The 20,563-nt window shown below is 67.7% G+C and carries 15 protein-coding genes; 9 read left to right on the top strand and 6 right to left on the bottom strand.

All coding sequences use genetic code 11. The features are described from left to right. Positions 1-2 precede the first annotated feature (2 nt). The gene (locus FNH24_RS00935; protein WP_152360251.1) at positions 3-413 is read right to left on the bottom strand and encodes a VOC family protein; all 411 of its coding nucleotides are present in this window, start codon (positions 411-413) and stop codon (positions 3-5) included. Positions 414-549: 136 nt separating this feature from the next. Between FNH24_RS00935 and FNH24_RS00930 the strand changes: the two genes are divergently transcribed. After that, entirely contained in the window at positions 550-3,903 is a 3,354-nt protein-coding gene (locus FNH24_RS00930; RefSeq protein WP_217427983.1) for a GH92 family glycosyl hydrolase, read from the top strand. 140 nt (positions 3,904-4,043) lie between these two features. Then, complete coding sequence (locus tag FNH24_RS00925) at positions 4,044-5,210, top strand: nucleotide sugar dehydrogenase (RefSeq protein ID WP_152360250.1); 1,167 nt, start codon at positions 4,044-4,046, stop codon at positions 5,208-5,210. A 93-nt stretch (positions 5,211-5,303) separates the two neighbouring features. Here the strand turns inward: FNH24_RS00925 and FNH24_RS31300 are convergent, their stop codons facing one another. From FNH24_RS31300 to FNH24_RS00910, 3 genes are all read right to left on the bottom strand, one after another. After that, entirely contained in the window at positions 5,304-7,823 is a 2,520-nt protein-coding gene (locus FNH24_RS31300) for an alkaline phosphatase D family protein (RefSeq protein WP_161605942.1), read from the bottom strand. A 36-nt stretch (positions 7,824-7,859) separates the two neighbouring features. Next, positions 7,860-9,638 carry an exo-alpha-sialidase gene (locus FNH24_RS00915; protein ID WP_152360249.1) on the bottom strand — a complete coding sequence of 593 codons (1,779 nt, stop codon included), beginning with the start codon at positions 9,636-9,638 and terminating at the stop codon, positions 7,860-7,862. Between the two features lie 278 nt (positions 9,639-9,916). Then, a complete protein-coding gene (locus FNH24_RS00910) occupies positions 9,917-10,900 on the bottom strand; it encodes a phosphotransferase enzyme family protein (RefSeq protein ID WP_152360248.1) in 984 nt (327 codons plus the stop codon). A gap of 276 nt (positions 10,901-11,176) precedes the next feature. Here FNH24_RS00910 and FNH24_RS00905 point away from each other — a divergent pair, with 276 nt between their 5' ends. Further along, positions 11,177-11,680, top strand: a complete 504-nt coding sequence (locus FNH24_RS00905) for an HIT family protein (protein WP_152360247.1) — start codon at positions 11,177-11,179, stop codon at positions 11,678-11,680. On the opposite strand, the gene FNH24_RS00900 is transcribed toward FNH24_RS00905, so the two are convergent. Next, entirely contained in the window at positions 11,647-12,357 is a 711-nt protein-coding gene (locus FNH24_RS00900) for an SDR family NAD(P)-dependent oxidoreductase (RefSeq protein ID WP_152360246.1), read from the bottom strand. The two genes, FNH24_RS00905 and FNH24_RS00900, sit on opposite strands and share 34 nt — an antisense overlap. Positions 12,358-12,459: 102 nt before the next feature. Between FNH24_RS00900 and FNH24_RS00895 the strand changes: the two genes are divergently transcribed. The 4 genes from FNH24_RS00895 (at position 12,460) to FNH24_RS00880 (ending at position 16,628) form a co-directional block, all read left to right on the top strand. After that, positions 12,460-12,960 carry a hypothetical protein gene (locus FNH24_RS00895; RefSeq protein WP_152360245.1) on the top strand — a complete coding sequence of 167 codons (501 nt, stop codon included), beginning with the start codon at positions 12,460-12,462 and terminating at the stop codon, positions 12,958-12,960. After that, positions 12,957-13,289, top strand: a complete 333-nt coding sequence (locus FNH24_RS00890) for a VOC family protein (protein ID WP_152360244.1) — start codon at positions 12,957-12,959, stop codon at positions 13,287-13,289. Before FNH24_RS00895 ends, FNH24_RS00890 begins: the two co-directional genes overlap by 4 nt. Positions 13,290-13,342: 53 nt before the next feature. Beyond that, a complete protein-coding gene (locus FNH24_RS00885; protein WP_152360243.1) occupies positions 13,343-14,542 on the top strand; it encodes an MFS transporter in 1,200 nt (399 codons plus the stop codon). Between the two features lie 139 nt (positions 14,543-14,681). Continuing rightward, positions 14,682-16,628, top strand: coding sequence for an HNH endonuclease signature motif containing protein (locus tag FNH24_RS00880; protein ID WP_161605941.1), 1,947 nt, complete (start codon positions 14,682-14,684; stop codon positions 16,626-16,628). Positions 16,629-16,687: 59 nt separating this feature from the next. Here FNH24_RS00880 and FNH24_RS00875 read toward each other — a convergent pair whose 3' ends face one another. Then, entirely contained in the window at positions 16,688-17,932 is a 1,245-nt protein-coding gene (locus tag FNH24_RS00875) for an enolase C-terminal domain-like protein (protein ID WP_152360241.1), read from the bottom strand. Positions 17,933-18,113: 181 nt separating this feature from the next. Between FNH24_RS00875 and FNH24_RS00870 the strand changes: the two genes are divergently transcribed. Next, positions 18,114-18,713, top strand: coding sequence for a hypothetical protein (locus FNH24_RS00870; protein WP_152360240.1), 600 nt, complete (start codon positions 18,114-18,116; stop codon positions 18,711-18,713). Between the two features lie 248 nt (positions 18,714-18,961). Further along, positions 18,962-20,563 (top strand): ABC transporter substrate-binding protein, encoded by a 1,602-nt coding sequence (locus FNH24_RS00865; RefSeq protein WP_152360239.1) that lies wholly within the window; start codon positions 18,962-18,964, stop codon positions 20,561-20,563.

Genomic DNA, 20,563 nt, shown 5'->3' with positions numbered 1-20,563 from the left:
GGTCAGGACACCTCCTGGATCCGGATCAGGTTGCCGGCCGGGTCGCGGAAGGCGCAGTCGCGGATCCCGTACGGCTGCTCGGTCGGCTCCTGCACGACCTCGGCGTCGCCGGCCTGCACCTTGGCGAAGGTGCCGTCGAGATCCTTGGTGGCCAACAGGATCCAGCCGAAACTGCCCTTGGCCATCATCTCCGAGATCGTCCGGCGCTCGTCGTCGGTGGTGTCGTTGCCGACGGCCGGCGGCCCGAGCAGGATGGACGTGCCGGGCTGGTCCGCCGGCCCGACCGTGATCCAGCGCATCGTGCCCTGGCCGACGTCGGCGCGGACCTCGAAGCCGAGGGCGTCGCGGTAGAAGCCCAGCGAGGCCTCCGGATCCACGTGCGGCAGGAAACTCGTGTGAATGCTGATGTCCATGGGGGCCACGCTAGCCAGAATCTCCGGTTGTGACCTCTCGAATCGTGATCAATCGGCCACCCCACCGGTCGCCGCCCGGCGGGCAGCGGCGAGAATCGACCTCGACCCCGACCCGTTCCAGCGGAGGAATCCATCCATGGCAGCAGCGACCGGGACCGCCCAGTCGAAGATCGTCGGCACCGAGTTCAGCACCTCGTGGGAGGCGGGCGATCCGCCGGGGAGCCGGCCGGACGCGGTCGAGGACAGTGCCGGGGTGACGCTGAGCGCGACGGACCCGACCCCCGGCATGGGCACCGACACCGCCGACGGACCGAGCAGCGGTTACACCGCCAAGCGGCACGTCGGCTTCAGCGGGGTCAGGTCGCTGGCCTACGCCGGTCGGCACCGGTCAGCGGGGCGGGCGTACTCGATCAACGAGCTGTTCGCGGTGCGACTCGAGGTGACCGCGACGACGCAGCTGTCGTACAAGATCATCCCGGCCGACCCGAGTGACGGCACCGAGCTGCCGGCGCCCGGTTCCTTCGTCGCGGTCGATCTGGCCTTCTCCGACGGCAGCTATCTGCATCAGCTCGGCGCCACCGATCAACACGGCTTCGGGTTGACGGCGGCCGACCAGGGCGGGGCCCGAGTGCTGCTGGCCAACCAGTGGAACTCGGTCCGCTCCGACATCGGCCGGGTGGCGGCCGGCAAGACGATCACCCGGATCCTGCTCAGCTACGACCGGACCGGCGACGAACGATCCTTTGCCGGCTGGGTCGACGACCTGGTGATCACCGCGACGCCCGAGCCGGCGGTCCGGGCCCGGCTGTCGGAGTGGGTCGACACCCGACGCGGCACGAACTCCAACGGCGCCTTCTCCCGCGGCGGCACGATCCCGGCGGTCGCCGTCCCGCACGGCTTCAACTTCTGGACCCCGGTGACCAACGCCGGCTCGCGGAAATGGCTGTACGAATACCAGCAGCACAACGACGCCCTCAACCGGCCGACCCTGCAGGCGCTGTCGCTGAGCCACATCGCCTATCCGTGGGGAGTTGATCATGGCACCTTCCAGATCATGCCCTCGACCGACGCCGGAGTGCCCAATCCTGATCATGCCGAGCGGGCGCTCCCGTTCCGGCACGAGGACGAGATCGCCCACGCCCACTACTACTCCGTCACGTGCGCCAACGGGCTGCGGGCCGAGGTCGCCCCGACCGATCACGCCGCGATCTTCCGGTTCACCTTTCCCGGCGACGACGCGAATCTGATCTTCGACAATCTCGAGCGGTACTCCGGCAGCCTGCGGCTCGACGCCGAAGGCGGCCGGCTCAGCGGGCACACCGGGCAGGGTGAGGGCCGAATGTTCCTGGTCGCCACCTTCGACCGGCCGGTGGTACGCGGCGGTTCGCTGCAGGGCGAACGCGGGGGGATGGGCTACTTCCGCTTCGCCACAACGGAATCCCGGGCCGTGATCATGAAGATCGCCACCTCGCGGATCAGCCTGGACCAGGCCGAGCACAACCTGGAACTGGAGCTCGGCGCCGACGACACGTTCGACTCGGTCCGCGAACGCGCGCAGACGGAATGGGACGCGACCCTCGGCGTGATCACCGACGTGCAGGGCGCGACGCCCGAGCAGCTCACCACGCTCTACTCCTGCCTCTACCGGATGAGCCTGTATCAGAACTCCCGCTTCGAGAACGCCGGCACCGCCGACCGGCCGGTCTATCAGCACGTCAGCGCCGGACCGACGGACGAGGGCGACAGCACCGCGACCCACACCGGGGCCGAGGTGCTGCCAGGAATTCTCTACCGCAGCACCGGATTCTGGGACACCTATCGGACGACCTGGCCGGCGCTCGCGCTCCTCTACCCGGCCAAGACGGCCCGGCTGCTGGACGGGATCGTCACCTCCTATCGCGAGTCCGGGCGGCTCGGCATCGGCATGGTCGGCACCAGTTCCGACGTCGCGCTGGCCGACGCCTATCTCCGCGGCGCCACCGACTTCGACATCGAGGGCGCGTACGAGTCGGCGATCAAGAACGCGACCGTGGTCTCCGACGACAAACGGCTGGGCCGGCCCGGGCTGGCCAGTTCGATCTTCCTCGGCTACACGGCGCTGTCGGCGATGGGCGCCCGGCAGGGTGGGACGCCGGACGAGGGCGCCGCCGAGGCGCTGGAGAACTTCCTCAACGACTTCGGCATCGCCAGGCTGGCCCGGGCCCTGCACGAGCGGACCGGCACTCAGCGTTATCTGGATGAGCACCACTACTTCCTGAATCGATCACTGGGCTACGGCTACCTCTTCGATCCCGCCACCGGCTTCTTCCAGGGGCGGACGGCGGACGGGCGCCGCCGGCTCGGACCGGACGAGTTCGACCCCAAGACCTGGGGCTACGACTACACCGAGACCAACGGCTGGGGGATGGCGTTCGCCGTGCCGCACGACGGACAAGGGCTGGCCAATCTGCTCGGCGGCCGGGACGCGCTGCGCGCCAAGCTGGACGAGTTCTTCACCACGCCGGAACGGATGCAGGACTACGGTTCGTACGGCGGCATCATCCACGAGCAGCGCGAGGCCGCGAATGTGCAGCTGGGCCAATGGGGGTTGAGCAATCAGCCGGCCTTCCACATCCCGCACATGTACAACTTCACCGGCCGGCCGGATCAGGCGCAGGCCAAGATCAGGGAAGGCCTGGCCCGGCTCTTCGTCGGCGGCGACATCGGTCAGGGCTATGCCGGTGACGAGGACACCGGCTCGATGTCGGCCTGGTTCGTGCTGAACGCACTCGGGCTCTATCCGTTGCGGGTCGGCACGCCGACCTTCGTGATCGGCTCGCCGCTCTTCCGGTCCGCCACCGTGAACCTGACCGGTGGCAACAAGATCGTCATCGAGGCGTCGGACAACAGCCCGCAGAACGTCTATGTGCAAGGGCTTCGGATCAACGGTGAGCCCTACGACCGGACCGAGGTGGCGCAGTCGGTGCTGACCGACGGCGCCAACCTGCGGTTCGACCTCGGGCCGGAGCCGTCCGGCTGGGCCACCGGTCCGGCCGCCGAGCCGGAGTCGATCACCGTCGGTGATCAGCCGCCCGCGCCGATGCGAGACCTCACCCGGCTCGACAACGGCGACGCCACCGGCCCGGACGGCGCGCCGGCCGATGCCCTCTTCGACGACACCTCCGACACCGAATTGATCTTGGCCGGTGATCGGCCGACGGTGACCTGGCGGTTCACCGACGGCGCCGCCCGTACGGCTCACTCCTACACCCTCACCTCGGCGCGCTCCGGCGGCGATCCGTCGGCCTGGGAACTCCAGGCCTCGCCCGACGGCGCCGCCTGGGTGACCATCGATCGACGCGACGGTGAATCCTTCCCCTGGCGCCGGCAGACCCGCGTGTTCTCGATCACCGAGCCCGGCGCGTTCGCGCACTACCGGCTGGCCGTCACCGCGGCGGTGGGGGACGCGCCCGCCGCTCTCGCCGAGCTGGAACTGCTCGGTCCCGGCTGATCCGCCCGTTCCGTTCCCTGAGCTTGTCGAAGGGCAGGCCACATCACCCGAGCCCTTCGACAAGCTCAGGAACGAACAGACACTTGCCCCCCGGCACCACTCCGCAGCGATGATCGAAGGGGTTGAGTACGCTGAGCGGCATGCGAATCGCCGTTGTGGGCTTGGGTTACGTGGGACTCTCCTATGCCGTGATGTTCGCCGCCCGGCACCGGGTCCGAGCACTCGACGTCGAGCCCGCCCGGGTCGATCCGGTGAACCGTGGCCGATCGCCCATCATGGACTCGCTGCTCGACGGCTACCTGGCCGATCGTGATCTTGATCTGATCGCCACCCTGGACCCGGCCGAGGCCTACGACGGCGCCGAGGTGGTGGTGATCGGTACGCCGACCAACTACGACCCGGACCGCGACTTCTTCGACACCTCGTCGGTCGAGTCGGTGATCACCGCGGTGGCCGAGCTGGCCCCGGCCGCTGTCGTGGTGGTCAAGTCGACGATCCCGGTCGGCTTCATCGCCCGGATGACGGCCGAGCACCCCGAGCTGACGGTCCTGTTCTCACCCGAGTTCCTCCGCGAGGGCCGGGCCCTGCACGACATCCTGCATCCCAGCCGGATCGTGGTCGGCGGCGATCCCGAGCCGGCCCGGCGGTTCGCCGACCTGCTGGTCGAAGGATCTCTCGAGCCCGACGTGCCGGTGTTGATCACGGGTGCGACCGAGGCCGAGGCGATCAAGCTGTTCGCCAACACCTATCTGGCGATGCGGGTCTCCTTCTTCAACGAGCTGGACACCTACGCCTTGTCGCACGGCATCGACCCGCGGGCCGTGATCGACGGCGTCGGCCACGATCCGCGGATCGGCGCGCACTACAACAACCCGTCGTTCGGCTACGGCGGCTACTGCCTGCCCAAGGACACCAAGCAACTGCTGGCCAACTACCGCGACGTGCCGCAGACGTTGATCAAGGCCATCGTCGACTCCAACGCGACCCGGATGGACTTCATCGCCGAAGACATCCTGCGCCGGCAGCCGCAGGTGGTCGGCCTCTACCGGCTGGTGATGAAGGAGGGCTCGGACAACTTCCGCGAATCCAGCATCGTCGGCGTGATGGAGCGGATCCTGGCCAAGGGGGTCTCCGTGGTGATCTACGAGCCGGCCCTCGAGTCCGACGACTTCCTCGGCACCGAGATCGTCCGCGACCTGACGGCCTTCACCACCCGCTCCGATCTGATCGTCGCCAACCGCCGCTCCCCCGAGCTCGACCACGTCACCGACAAGGTCTACACCCGCGACCTCTTCGGCCGGGACTGACTCGCGCTTGTCCGTTCCCTGAGCCCCGCATGACTTTCCGTTCCCTGAGCCTGTCGAAGCATGTCCTGAGCCTGTCGAAGGGGGCAAGCCCGATCAGGCCAGCAGTTGATCAAGGACGGCCCAGGCGTCGGGATCATCGCCGCTGTCCAGGGCGGCGATCCGGCGCTGCAAGGTCCAGGCCTGGCCGGGTTGGAGGGTCACCTGGCGTTGGCTCATGATCCAGTTGCCGTTGCCGTAGCCGGTGAAGTCGGCGTCGTCGTAGATGATGCCGTAGACCTGGCGGTCCGAGCCGGTCATCCCGATCCAAGGCCGCGCCGGTTGATAGGCCGCCGGTTCGCCGTACGGCTTGGTGATCGTGCCGTGGCCGGGGATGCCGCTGCGCTGGCCGGGGCCGTCATGGTCGATGGCGTCGCCGACCCATACCGTGACCGGGGCGGAGCCTTGGTTGGTGTAGCGGCTGGCGACGGTGATCCAGGCCTGGCCGGCGGTGATCGAATAGCTGGTGGCGACGCTGACCCCGGTCAGCTCGGCGGCCACCCCGGAGGTGTTGATCACGCCCGCGGCGTCGGCCACGGTCACGGTGTCGCAGCGGACCAGCCCGCGTTGCCAGGCCTCCGTACCTTCCGGCTTGCTGCTCGCGACCAGGCCGAGATTGATCCAGTCGAGTTGATCAAGATGGCGCACGGCCGCCAGGTTGATCGGCTGACCCGTAGTCGCGTTGGGCAACTGTGGATCGGCGAACTCCCGGGCGACGGTCAGCGCCAGTTCGCCGTTGCCGATCATGAGGTCGGCAGCCGTCCCCTCCGCGTACGGGCCCGGCAGGGATCGACCGGCCGCGGCGAACGAGCCCTCGATCCGGGCCAGCGCGAAATCGCCGTCGACGGTGCCGCCCGGCTCGATCGTGATCGGGCGATCGTCAGCCGACTCGTAGCCGACCGCGTGCGCTCCGAGCACGTAGTCGCCGGCCGGTAGGAACTGGTGCCACCGGCCGCTGCCGTCGGTCGGGACCCGAGCCAGGATCGATCCGTCGGCGCGGCGGACCAGGATCTCGGCGTTCAACAACGCTTGATCGCCGGAGCTGACCACGCCGGCGACGCCGTCGCTGCCGCCGACCCGGACCGCCCCGGGCACGCCGTCGCGCACCTCGTAGGTCGCCTCGGTCGAGGCCGGTGACGCGCCGTCACCGGCGTTGATCACGATCCGCAGCTTCGACGTCCAACGCTCCGGCGTCACCTCGCACAGGGTGTAGCCGCGATAGCCGCCCTCGTAGAACTGCACGTGCGGGTTGGCCGGCAGGCCCTGCCGGACCGCGGCGTCCCAGCCGATCCCGGACGAGATCGAGGTCGTGACGAATTCGGTCGCCACCACCTCCGACCCGGGATCGTCGAAGTCGATCAAGACGTCGTTGACCCAGGCCGAGTGCCAGTCACCGCCGATGATCACCGGATTAGACGGCCGATGGGTGGCGATCGCGTCGATGATCCGCTGCCGCGCCGCCGGATAGCCGTCCCATTGATCAAGGTTGTACGCCAGTCCCGGCCCGAGATCGTAGTCGAACTTGGCCAAGATCGTCTGCTGCGCGATCACGTTCCACTTCGCCGTCGACGTCGCCACCCCCTCCAGCAGCCACCGCTCCTGCTCCGGACCGGTCATCGTCCGCGCCTCGTCGTACATCGCATCGCAGGGCGGCGTATTCATCCCGTCGCCGCAGGCCTGATCACTGCGATACTGCCGCGTGTCCAGCACCGAGAACTCGGCCAACCCGCCCCACCGGAACCGCTGGTAGATCTGCCAGTCCGCGCCCTTCGGCTGGGTCCGCATCGGCAGATGCTCGTAGTAGGCCTGGAACGCGTTGGCCTGCCGCTCGGCCCAGGGCAGCCCGTCCGGGCTGGCCTGATGATCATCGGCCCAGTTGTTCAGCACCTCATGGTCGTCCCAGACCGTGATGAACGGGAACCTGGCGTGCGCGTCCCGCAGGTCCGGCGAGGACTTGTACAAGGCATGCAGCCGACGGAACTCGGCCAGGCTGCCCGGGGCCGTCTCATAGATGTAGTCGCCGAGGTGCAGCACCAGATCAAGGTCCTGCTCGGCCAGATCCCGGTAGGCCGAGTAGCGGCCGGTGCCGGTCCACGCCGCGCAGGACACGAAGGCGAACCGGAGCCGGTCCACGTCCTGCTGCGCCGCGGGAAGGGTCCGGGTCCGGCCCACCCGACTGGTCCCGGCGTCGGCGGTGAATCGGTACCAGTACCAGGTGTTCGCCGACAGGCCGTCGACCAGGACATGCACCGAGTGGACCTGCTCGGGCCGCGCCGGCACCTGTCCGCTGCGGACGACCTCGGTGAAGTCCTCATCGGCCGCGACCTCCCAGCCGACGTCGATCACCTGGTCCGGCATGCCGCCGTCGGCCGCGGCCGGGTCGACGGCGAGCCGGGTCCAGAGCGCGACACTGCCGGCGTCCGGGTCGGCCGAGGCGACACCCAGCGTGAACGGCGCCTCGTCCAGGCTCAGTGCGGCCGCCCGCTGCTGCCACAGGGCTTGGGCACCGACCGCGGCCGCGACCACGCCACCGGTCAAGATCAAGAACCGCCGTCGGTCCAGCAGATTGTTGATCATGATGTCCTCCGGTTCGGCGCGGTCACGGGCGGTTGGTCAGAGCGGCTGGACGGTCAGGTTGCGCCAGGAGGCCGCGGTGCCGAAGTTCCGCAGGCCCACCGCGCCGGCCGCATGACAACCACTGTCGGTATGGGTGAGGGTGGTCGGTGCGCCACCGGCCACCGGGGTCGCGGTGATCGTGAACGTACAGCCCTCGGCTTCGACCCGGACCCGGAACCAGGCCCCCGCCGGCACGCCGCCCGCGATCGGTGCGGTCGCCAACGAGGTCCAGTTGTGATTCATCCGGCCCAACTGCAGACCGCCGCCGATCGCGACGAAGTAGCCCTTCAGCGCGTCCGTGCCGACCGCGGGATCGCTGACCCGGAAGAGAAGCCCGGCGTGTCCGTTGGTGGTGGCGAGGCGGACGTCGGCCTGGAGGACGTAATTCTTCCAGCCGGTGGAACCGGCGATCGACTTGTTGCCGGCACCGGCGGAGCTCTCGGTCAGCGCCCCGTCGGCGAGCTGCCAGATCCCGCCGTAGTGCTTCCAGCCCGACTCCGACTGGGCCCACGGTGCGGCGTACGGCAGCACTCCGGCGTTGGCGCTGTGCGTCCGTTCCGATTTCGGGTTGGTGTAGGACGGCGCCGTGTAGCGGACCTCGGTGCCGTCGACCGACGGCAGCAGACTCGGGCTGTAGTTGGCCAGTCCGTTGTCGGGCCCGGCCGGCGCCTGGATCCGCAGCGGTGCCGGGAACCAGGACCACGGCCCGTCGCCGTTGTTGGTGTTGACGAAGACCGACTCGTAGTCCTCGGGGGCGAAGGCGTTGCCGTTGACGAACCGGGTCCGCATGCCGGCCATCAACAACTGCCCGTTCGGTCCGCCGCCGGGACTCCAGACGACGTATGGGCTCGAGCCCAGATAGCGGCCGTCGGTCGTCGTGACGAACGTGCCGGGGTCGGCCGGACCCGAACCCCAGGTCTTGCCGCCGTCGGTGGACTTCTTGATGTACGCCTCGCAGGCACCCCGGCTGGACGCGCAGATCTCGTAGCCGAGCACGAAGGTGCCGTCCGGCAACTGGGTCACAGTGGGCATCCCGGGTCGCTGGGTCGCCGTGGTCGCGACGTCCTTGACCAGCCCGGGCGCGTAGTTGGTGCTGCCGTCCGGGTTGGCGCTCCAGGTGTCGCCGCCGTCGTTGGAGACGATGTGACCGACGAACTGCGAGTACGAAGATCGCTGCCGTTCATCGGCGAAGTAGGCGACCAGATCGCCGTCTCCGTTCAGGCTCAGGAACGGCTCCCAGATGCCGGGATCGTTGCCGCCCTGGTCGGCGTTGCGGGCGTACTGGTACATGCTGACGTAGTCCCAGGTGACGCCGTGATCACTGCTGCGCCAGAGCTGGAAGTTGGTCGAGTTGTCGCTGCCGATCATGTTCGCGGTCAGCAGCAGGGTGCCCGCCGGGTAGTCGCCGACCTGCTGCGGCAGCTCGTACAGCATCGGTTGGTAGACGCTGATCGCCGGATGGCCGGTGCCGGTCATGCCGTCCGGCACCTCGGCGATCGTCGTCCAGGTCTTGCCGTCGTCCCGGCTCTCCCGGATCGGGACGTTGGCCGCCCCGCCGCCGGCCGGCGCGTACTCGAACGTGGCCAGCAGTCGTCCGTTGGCGGATCCCGAGTCCGCGAGCCGGATCACCCGGGCATAGGTCACGCCGTCGCCGTTGGTCGTGTAGAGCGAATCGCCGATGGTGTTGGCGGAGGCCGAGCCGACCGGCAGGGCGAGCCCACCGACCAGCACGATCGCCATCATGATCACCAACCGCCGCAACTGTGAGGATCTCATCGAAGCGTCTCCTTGGTCTGGAAGAGGAACAGCTCTGCCGGACGACGGGAGGAGCGCTGCACACCTGGCGACAACCCTGTCCCCCGAGTCCATCTCGGTCGGTCCAGCCTCGGTCGGGCGGCCGACGGCGACGCACCTCGTTGCGCTCATCCGCAGCTGCCAGCTCACCCGATCCGAAGCGGCACCCGAAATCTGTGTAACGTTGTACATCCTGTGGCGATTGATGTTTGCATGTCAAGAGAAGTGGAACTTTTGGTCAGCGACCAAGGCATGCAACGTCAAAACTCGACAGCTGGTTCCGGATCGTCGCCGATCACGGCCGAGCGGATGGCCGCCAGTTCAGCGAGCTGCCATCGGGCCGCTTCGAGACTGTCCCGGAGCACCTCCTCATGATCGGGTAGCCGGCGCCGGTCGAGCTCACCGGAGAGGATCTGCTGGAAGTAGCTGGCCTCGATCACGTTCCCGGCGATCATGGTCAGCGGGACCGCCGCCAGTTCGGCCGCGGAGAGCGGGCTGATCTTCTGGTAGCCGCGCAGGAACCCGACGACATGCCGCAGCCCTTCGGCTGGGGTGAACGCCGCCTCGCGACCGGTGCGCCGGAATCGGCGGGACAGATACTTGCCGAGATCCCAGACCCGCGGCGCCAGCGGCAGGTGATCGAAGTCGATGAAGCCGGACACCTGACCCGGGCGTCGCACCAGCACATTGCCCGGCGTCAGATCACCGTGCACGAGTTGAAGCGGGACCTCCGCCAGCACTGCGACCAAGGCCTCGCGGCAGCGGGCGAAGGACCGGTGCAGCTCGGTCGGCAGCCTCAGCTCACCCTGGACGGTCTCGATCAGCCGCTCCCGATAGGAGTTGGCCGGCCACGGATAGCTCGCCAGGGCCCGATGCAGGTGGGCGACGGCGGCGCCGATGCGCTCCTCCAGGTCCACGAGTTCGGTCGCGGTGAAGGGGTCGTTCGGCAGGAGCGGCATCAGAACGTACGGGTGCTCCGCCGGGTGGGCCAGCAGAGCCGCCCGCTCGGTGATCAAGAACTCCGCCACCAGCACTCCGCTCGTGGACAGGTGCCGCAGGACCCGGGCCTCGTCGGCGAGCGGGAGATTGCGCCAGGGGCCCAGCCGTTTGAGTACGTAGCGGCGATCGTCGGCGGCCGTGACCCACCACAGGCCCCGGTGCGGGACCTTCTCCGCCGTCGGATGATCACCCAACAGCGTCCGCCATTCCGCCAGCACCGCGTCCAGCTCGTCGCGTGATTCCATCGAGCACTCCCTTCTGATCGGGCGAAGCTCACCACGGAACCGGACCTCAATGCACGACTTCTGTGACCAAGACCACACTGACCATGATCAGCAGCGGAGGTAGTGCCCTGCGCCCGAAGTTCGGTGCATAAGTCAGTGGGATGAAGTGGTGAGCTGCAAGGCCGACGATGGAGTGCTACCGGGTCGTACCGCGACGGAGGAGAACGCGGCAGATCGCCACTTCAGCGCGCTGAATTATGTAGCGAACTTCGGGCGCAGGGCACTAGATTCCGAAGGATGTGGAGATCGCACGAGCCGGTCGGCTATGACTGCCCGTTCTGTCGCCTGCTGTCCGGTGGATCGACGCCGATCAGCACCCAGGACAACCTGGTCTACCGGGATGAGGCGACAGCGGTGATCGTCTCGGCGCACTGGTGGGAGGCCAATCCCGGCACCCTCCTGGTCATTCCGGTTGATCATGTCGAGAATCTCTACCAACTGCCCGACCGGCTGACCGGGCCACTGCTCGCGACCTGCCGCCGAGCCGCCCGCGCCCTGGTCGAGGTCGACGGGTGCGACGGCACGTCGTTACGTCAGCACAACGAACCGGCGGGCAGTCAGGACGTTTGGCACCTGCACCTGCACGTGATTCCGCGGTGGGACGGCGACGCGTTCAACCGCGGCGAGCACCGGCTCCGTCCGGTCGAGCTGGCTGAGCAACACGCCTTCGCCGCCCGCATCCGGGCGGCCGCGAGCTGGCGGGATGATCACCAGGGCAGCGATCCCGTGGCGTCGACGTAGGTCCCGGTCGGGCCGTCGGGCGGAGTCTGCGCCATCCGGGCGATGATCGCGGCACCTTCCGCGACGGTCTGCCGGCCGGCGTTCCGATTGAGATCGGTGCTGGTGAAGCCGGGCTCGACGGCATTGATCCGGATGCCCGGGAACGCCTTCGCGTACTGAATGGTGATCATGTTGACGACCGCCTTCGACGCCGGATAGGCGACACCCGGATAGTCGTGCCCGGGACGGCCCGGGGTCGCGACCCGGGACAGTGAGGCCAGGCTGCTGCTCACGTTCACCACGACGGGCGCCGCGGATCGCTGGAGCAGCGGAAGGAAGGCGCGCAGCATCCGGACCGGACCGAACGCGTTGGTGTCGAAGGTTTCGCGCATCAGCTCGGCGGTGAGCTCGGCCGCTCCGATCACCGTGCCGTCATCTCCCCACTCGGGCGCAATGCCGGCGTTGTTGATCAACACATCGAGGCCACCGTCCCGCTCGATGATCTTGGCGGCGCTGAGCACCGACGCGTCATCCGTCACGTCGATCCGGATCGCGCGGGCACCGAGCTCAGCGGCGGCCCGCCGGCCCCGCTCCTCGTCCCGGCTGCCGAGGTAGACGACGTGACCAGCGGCGATGAGCTGGCGTGCCGTCTCGAAGCCGAGGCCCTTGTTCGCGCCGGTGATCAAGGTAGTGGTCATGTCCCGCACGCTAGACCTTCGCCCGCGCTCGAAGGCAAGGCCGGGCAGCGAGCGAGGCGAGAGTCTTGAATCCGACGCCACGTCAGGTTCTAGGGTGGATCCGTGGAGTCCGAGGAAGCGACGAACCTGGTCGGAGACGACGACGGTGCCGATCCGCTCGCCCTGTTGTCGCGTGCCGCCCGACTCACCGATCAGCCGTACGGTGCCGAGCAGGCGGTCGCCCTGCTGGCCTCCTCTGACGTCGCCGCAGCCCAGCGCTGGCTGATCGAGAAGTTCGGACTGGAGCCCGGTCCGAGAGCTTCGACAGCTCGACCGGACATCAACCCGAGAGTCGCCTCGGTCGTGACCAGCCGGGGCTTGATCCAACTGCATCAGGCGACCACCGGCCTGCAACCTCCGGCCCGATCCGGCACCGCCTCAGCGATGGTCGTGGTCACAGTCGACGATGTCTCGACGATCGCCGACCGCCTACGTGACTGCAATGAGGCTCAGGTCCGCGGTCCGTACCCGACCTCCTATGGCGTTTGGGAACTGACCGTAATTGATCTTGACGGACATCCCTGGTGCTTCCACAGCCCTGCGAGCGAAGGAGAAACACCATGAACGGACAACCCAGCTACATCGAACTCGGCGTACCCGACGCCGACGCCGCTCGGACCTTCTACGGCGCCCTCCTCGGCTGGCGGCCCTCCGGCGCCGCGGGCCCAGGATCCGTCAGCACGCCAACCCTCGACATCGGCCTGCACGGCGAGGATCCGCAGCCCGGCTTGCTGGTGTTCCTCGACGTCGATGATCTCGACGCCGCCATCGGTCGGGTCGCCGAGCTCGGCGGTCAGGTGCACGGCCCGGTGGTCGAGGACGAGGGGTTCGGGCGATTCGCTGTCTGCACCGATGATCAAGGAGTCAGATTCGCCCTGCGCCGACCGAGCTGAGGTCGAGGCTTAACTCACGTGATTCTCGGACGGCGGCGCATTAGGGTGCCTGGGTGCCGCTGGGACGCAGCTTTCGTTGGTTACTGTCGGGCAACGCCTCGGCCAATCTCGCCGACGGGATCACCTTCGTCGCCATTCCGCTGGTCGCCACGACCCTGACGACGGACCCGACGCTGATCGCTGGTCTGAGTCTGGCGTATTCACTGGTCCGGATGGTCCTGGTGGTGCCGATCGGTGTCCTGGTCGACCGGATCGATCACCGTCGGCTGATGTTGATCGCCAACCTGGCGCGGGGTGCGCTGCTCGTCGGCCTGGCGGCGATCTTCGCCTCCGGCCACGGGTCCATTCCCCTGCTCTACTTCGTCTTCGCGGTCGTCGGGATCCTCGAGACCGCGGCGGACAACGCCGGCCTCTCCGTCCTGCCGTCGATCGTCCCGGCCGACGATCTGGATCGGGCGAACGGTCGGATCGCGACCACCCAGCTGGTGGCCGACGAGTTCGTCGGCCCGCCCCTCGGCGGCCTGCTGTTCGGGATCGCCGTGGCTGCGCCGATCGCGGTCACCGGTGGTCTGTACGCGGCCGCCGGGATGTTCTTCCTCGCTCTCCCGAGACGACGGGCCCGAGTCGTCGAGGAGTCGAGGTCTTCGCGAACCAGATTCTGGCGGGACGCGATCGAGGGTGCGACCTGGCTGCGCGGTCATCGACAGCTGCTCAGTCTTGCGATCATGAACGGGTTGGCCAGCGTCGCCTACCTGGCAACATTCTCCCTGCTGGTGCTCTACGCCGGCACGGTGCTGCGACTCGATCCGACCGGCTACGGCGTGCTGCTCGCCGTCTCGGCCCTCGGCGGCCTGGTCGGCTCCGTCGTCGCCGCACCGCTGCGGCAGCTGATCGGCTACCGCTGGATCCTGACCGGCAGCCTGGCCCTCGGCTCCGCAACCATGCTCGGACTCTTTCTCACCGACAATCCCTTCCTGGCCGGTGCCCTGCTGGCCGGCTACATCCTGCACGCCACCGTCTGGAATGTCTGCGGCGTAGCGCTCCGGCAACGCAGCGTGCCCGAGGCCATCCGGGGCCGGATCAACAGCCTGTTCAAGCTCTCCGCGCTGGTCGGCCTGGTGATCGGCGCCGCCATCGCGGGACCCTTGGCGACCGGCCTGGGACTGCCCGCACCCTTCGCCGTCGCCGGGTTGATCTTCGCCGCCGGTGCGGTTCTGATCAACGTCACCACTCGAGGCGTACGCGATCGCTGAGACCGCCCTGGCACCGAGTTGTCAGAACTGAGTTGCGTCATAGCACAACTCAGTTCTGACAACTCGGGTGCTGGGCGGATTTTCCATGAAAATAAGGGGTTCTCTGGTATTCGTCTGTGTGTTCGAATATGATGTGATCATGGACTCGGGGACCACCACAGACACCACGCCGGTCGAGCATGCGCTCGGCAGTGTGGAGGTCGCGGTGGCCGAGTTGATCACCGTGCTGCGGCAGGGTGGGCTTGATCATCATGATCAGGCCGGGCTGCTGATGCTGCTGGATCGGGCCGAGACGGTGCGGAAGCAGTGGCAGGCCGTCGACGCCGAGATCCTGGCGGTCTGTCGGGACCGGGGGATCGCGGAACGGGAATGCCAACGATCCATGGCGAAAGTCCTGGAACGGCGCTGTCTGATCAACCCCGGCGAGGCCCGGCAGCGGGTGAAGGCGGCCGAGGCGGTCGGGCCGCGGGAAACGCCGACCGGGATGCCGCTGCCCCGACTGCGGGATCAGGTCGGTGCCGCAATGGTGGCCGGGGCGATCGCGGCCCAGCAGGTCGCGCTGGTCAGCGACACCCTCGAACAACTCGACCAGGCCGGGATCGATCCCGACCTGGTCGGGCAAGTCGAGACCGAACTCGTCGAGCACTGCCGTCAGTACGGGCCGAAGGAACTGAAACAGCTCTGCCAGAAATACCTCGACACCTACGACCCCGACGGGCCGGAACCGAACGAGCAGCGCAACGCCGAACGGCGGTCGTGGCGGATGCACGTCACCCCGTCCGGAGCCGTCGTCGGGGAGTTCCGGTTGACCCCGGAAACCGGGGCGAAGGCCCAGGCGATCTTCTCCTCCCTGGCCGACCTCCGCGCCGACACCACCAGCCGCACCGCCAACACCACCGCCGGCGGCAAGGTCGCCAAGGACCCCCGCAGCCACGGACAACGCATGCACGACGCGTTCGACGACCTCTGCTCCCGCCTGCTGCGAGCCGGTGGCCTGCCCGACTCTGGCGGCACCCCGGCAACGGTGATCGTCACCATCGACCAGATCGACCTACTCAACGACCTCGCCGAAGCCGGCCTGTTCAAACCCACCAACGCCACAGCCGGGTTCGGGGCCCCGTTCAGCGGCACGTGCCCGACCTGCGGCCACCAACCCGAACCGTCGCAGACCGCGCCGTTTGGAGCCGGTGATCACGACCCCAACCAGACCCAGACCCGTGCGCAAGATCAGGAGCGGAAGCAAGGTCAGCAGCGTGATCCGGTGGCGCGGTCGCAAGACCTGCAGCCAGATCAGGCAGCTCGGGACCTAGAGCAAGAGCGGGCGCCGGGAAGACAGGAGCGGGCCGAGCAGGGCGAGCAGGAGCGGGCCGAGCAGGGCGAGCAGGAGCGGGCCGAGCAGGGCGAGCAGGAGCAGGGCGAGCAGGAGCAGGCCGAGCAGGGCGAGCAGGAGCAGGGAGAGCGGGGAGTGCGGGAGGAGGCGCCTGTTCGTTCCCTGAGCCTGTCGAAGGGCAGGCCCGATGATCCCGCCCCTTCGAAAAGATCGAGAACCGAAGATCATCCGGCTTGCCCTTCGACGAGCTCAGGGAACGAACACACGCACCCCGGACAGCCGGGGCGGGTCCGACGGTCCCGACCGAGACACGGCATCACCAGCCACGGCATCCACCTCACCGTGCCCGAACTGCTCCGGCTGGCCGGCGAAGCCGAGATCTATCCCGTCGTCCTCACCACCCACGGCAAGCTGGTCGACTTCGGCCGCACCCGCCGGGTCGCGAACAAGCACCAGACCCTGGCGTTGATCGCCCGCGACGGCGGCTGCTCCTTCCCCGGCTGCCAGCACCCACCCGAATGGTGCGAACGTCACCACATCCTGCCCTGGCACCAGAACGGTCTCACCAACCTGCGCAATCTGACCCTGCTGTGTTCCTACCACCACCGCCACTTCCTCGACTGCGGCTGGCAGGTCCGACTGAACGATGATGGTCTGCCGGAATGGATCCCACCCCGCTACCTCGACCCGGACCAGACACCCATGATCAACAACCGCATCCTGGCCCGGATCCACCAAGTCCCATTGATCACCTGAGCCCGATCGACGAGGTCGGGTGGCGGCGACAACTGCGGGACCGGTTGCCGGGAGACGGGTCAGGGGCGGACGGCGGTGCCGTCGGCCTTGCGATCCGTTCCGTACGGTGCGTGATAGCCGGCGAGATCGATATCACCGAGCAGAGCGGCGGCCTTGACTTCATCGATATCGATGCCGAGTCCCGGCGAATTTGTCGGATACCAGTAACCGTTTTCAATCACCGGGGCCCCGGGAAAGGCCGCCAATTCCTCGGGCCGGAAATTGTTCTCCTCCTGGATGCCGAAATTCCAACAGGACAGATCGACCTGCAGGGCGGCGGCGAGATTCACCGGGTCGTTGTCGCCGCCCTCCTGCCACGCCGTGCGAACACCGAACGCCTCGGCCAGGTGCGCGATCTTGATCGCGGCGGTGATGCCGCCGATCTTCGAGATCCGGGTCCGAACGAAGTCGATCAACTGCTCACTGATCAACGATCGCCACTCGTGGGGATGGACGAACAGCTCCCCGACGGCTTGCGGCGTCGAGGTCACCTGCCGCAGATTGCGATACCAACCGATCTGTTCCGGCGGCAGGATGTCCTCGACGAAGAACAGCCGGTACGGCTCCAGCAGCCGGGCCAACTGCACCGCGTTCTGCGGCGACAGATGCGAGTGCACGTCGTGGGTGAGCTTGAGCTCCGGCCCGAACCGCTCCCGCAGCGCCTCGAACATCGCCGGCGTCGACGAGAGGTACGCCTCCTCGTCGAAGGGCCGGCTGTCCCACGGGTTTCGCGGCAGCCGTGCCGCCGAACCTTCGAGGAAACCTCCACCGCCGTATGGCCCGACCTGGCAGCGAATCACCGGCCAACCGTCGGCGACATAGCGCTCGACGTCGTCGATCAACTCGTCGATGGATCCGCCCGACGCGTGGGCGTAACAGGGCACCGCCGACCGGGCCTTGCCACCGAGGAGCTGGTGGACCGGAAGGCCTGCCTCCTTGCCCTTGATGTCCCACAGGGCGACGTCGATCGCGGCCAGTGCCGTGTTGGTCACCGCCCCGTTCCGCCAGTAGCCGGCCGTGTAGAGGGACTGCCAGATGTCCTCGATGTCACCTACCTCCCGACCTTGCACCATCGGGCCGTAGAGCTGGTCGATCACCTGCACCACGGCTGCCGGGTTGTAGCGATCACTGGCCGATCCGAGGCCGTACAACCCGGGCTGGTCGGTCTCGACCATGACGATCGTCCAACTTCCGTCCCGCCTGGTCCGGATGCACCGGGTCCTGGTCACCGTGGTCACGTCGAGATCCTCTCCACTGCGGTTCATGATCAACTCCACCATTGATGATCATGAATTAACGGCGACAGCGCATCACCTGAGGACGAAATTCTCACAAATTCATCCGGAACCCCTAGCCAGAAATTCGAATTCGCGATAACTGTAATAGGGCGACGCCATCCGGCTCGTGACGACCGGCCAGTTGATGGCTAGGACGAACGGAGGATGCATGAGCGAGGAGAGCTTCGGCGGGGGCGAAGAAAGAGACGAACAATACGGGTCCGGTGACAGTCAATCCGGCGGTGCATCCGAGGACTTCTCCGGCGGAGGGGACTCGGGCGGCGGCGACTCCGACAACTACGGCGGCGGAGACTCGGGCGGGGGCGATTCCGGCGGCTACGGCGGAGGCGGAGATTCCGGCGACTCCGGCGGCGGAGACTCAGGCGGGGGCGATTCCGGCGGCTACGGCGGAGGCGGAGATTCCGGCGACTCCGGCGGCGGAGACTCAGGCGGGGGCGATTCCGGCGGCTACGGCGGAGGCGGAGATTCCGGCGACTCCGGCGGCGGAGACTCAGGCGGGGGCGATTCCGGCGGCTACGGCGGAGGCGGAGATTCCGGCGACTCCGGCGGCGGAGACTCGGGCGGCGGCTACGGCGGCGGCGAGGACTCCAGCGGCGGAGATGCCGGCGGCGGAGACTCAGGTGGCGGCTACGGCGGTGGCGACGACTCCGGCGGCGGAGATGCCGGCGGTAGCTACGGTGGCGGAGACTCCGGAGGCTACAGCGGCGGCGACTCCGAGTCCGGAGACTCCGGCGGCTACAGCGGCTGACCCTGGACCCTGACCCGATCGAAGATCAACAACGCGCGTGCCCGGCCTGATGGCCGGGCACGCGTCGTTGTCTCCAGGTAACAGTCGTGAGACAGCGATCGGCGAAACCCTTGCGGATCCGGCGGACGCGGGATTAACATCGGTCTTCACCCAGGGTGTCGAAGATATATTCAAAATACGGGAACGTTGTTCTCAGGCAGTGCCATCGCAGTCACCGCAGCCGGACCTCGCGCCATCAGGAATCGATCATGGACCTACCCGCATCCAGCGACCTCAGCCGTCGCGCCCTTCTCGGCGGAGCCGGACTCTCCGCGTTCGCCCTGTTCATGTCCGCCTGCGCACCGAACCAGGGACCGGCCGCGAAACCGCCGGTTACCGGTCCGCCGCGACAGGGCGGCTCACTCACCTGGGCGCTCGAGGCCGATCCCGCCTCGCTCGCGCCGTTCGGCACACCGAACCAGTCCGGGGTCCAGGTCAAGGATTTGATCTACGAATCGCTGGTCACCTGGGACAAGGATCTCAACGTGCTGCCCGCCCTGGCCGAAGACTGGGAGGTGCCGGACGAGAAGACGTACATCTTCAAGTTGCGCCAGGGAGTCAAGTTCCACAACGGCGACGATTTCACCGCTGAGGACGTGAAGTACTCCTTCGACCTGCAGAAGGAGCCGCCGCCACCCGGCACCGTCACGTCCTTCTTCCCCAAGATCGCCGAGGTCGAGATCGTCGACCCGCACACGATCAAGCTCAACATGAGCCAGCCGGACGGGACGGTGCTCGGCTACTGCGCCTGGCTCACGTATTCCTTCATCGCCCGCAAGGGTCTGTACGACGACCTCGATCCCCGCAACGCGGCCAACGGCACCGGCCCGTTCAAGCTCGACCAGTACGTGCCCAATGATCATGTCGCGCTGACCCGGCACCAGGACTACTGGCAGGAGGGCCGGCCCTACCTCGATGCGATCACGCTGAAGATCCTGCCGGACATCCAGGCCCGGCTGGCCAACCTGATCTCCGGCCAGATCGACGGCTGCAACCTCAACGCCGACATCGCCCGGACGCTGGCCAACAACCCCAACGTCGTCGTCCAGAAGCGGCTCAACGCCGCCTTCCGCGAGGTGCAGTTCACCAATCGGGGCAAGGGCGAGCCATGGGCCGACGTCCGCGTCCGGCAAGCGATCAACCTGGCCATCGACCGGCAGAAGATGATCACCAACATCTACGCCGGTGAGGCTCAGCTGACCTCCAAGATCCCACCGAGCTACGGCGACTGGCCGATCTCGCAGGACGAGCTGGCCGAGAAGTACGAGAAGCACGACCTGGAGCAGGCCAAGACGCTGATGCGCGAGGCCGGTCTCGAGGCCGGCTTCAAGGTCACCCTGGAAGCTCTCTCGACGCCGGACGACTACGTCCAGGTCGCCCAGATGATGAAGGAGCAGCTGGCCGAGATCAACATCGAGGTGACGGTGCAACCGCTGGAGATCGGCACCTTCGCCAAGAACAACGCCGAGGGCAACTTCCAGTGGCAGTCGACCGGGCGCGGCATGCGCGGCGACCCCAGTGGCTACTTCAGCGACTTCGACCCGGCCGGCTCCAACTACAAGGCCTGGTTCGCCGGCGGCTACGTCAACGACGAGCTGACCCAACTGATCAATCAGGGCATCGCCGAGACCGACGAGGCCGAGCGCCGCAAGATCTACACCCGGATGCAGGAGATCGTGCTGACCGAGTGGCCGACCCTGCCGATCGTCGCGATCCAACGGTTCCAGGCCCAACGGACCCGGGTCCAGGGCATGTACGTCGCGGTCGAGGACTCCTTTCGCGGGTTGCCCGAGGCCTGGGTGAGCGAGTGA

The sequence above is a fragment of the Microlunatus speluncae genome (assembly GCF_009299835.1).
Classification (GTDB): domain Bacteria; phylum Actinomycetota; class Actinomycetes; order Propionibacteriales; family Propionibacteriaceae; genus Microlunatus; species Microlunatus speluncae.
The sequence above is the reverse complement of the archived record's forward strand: the minus strand, read 5'-3'. Positions and strand labels throughout refer to the sequence as shown.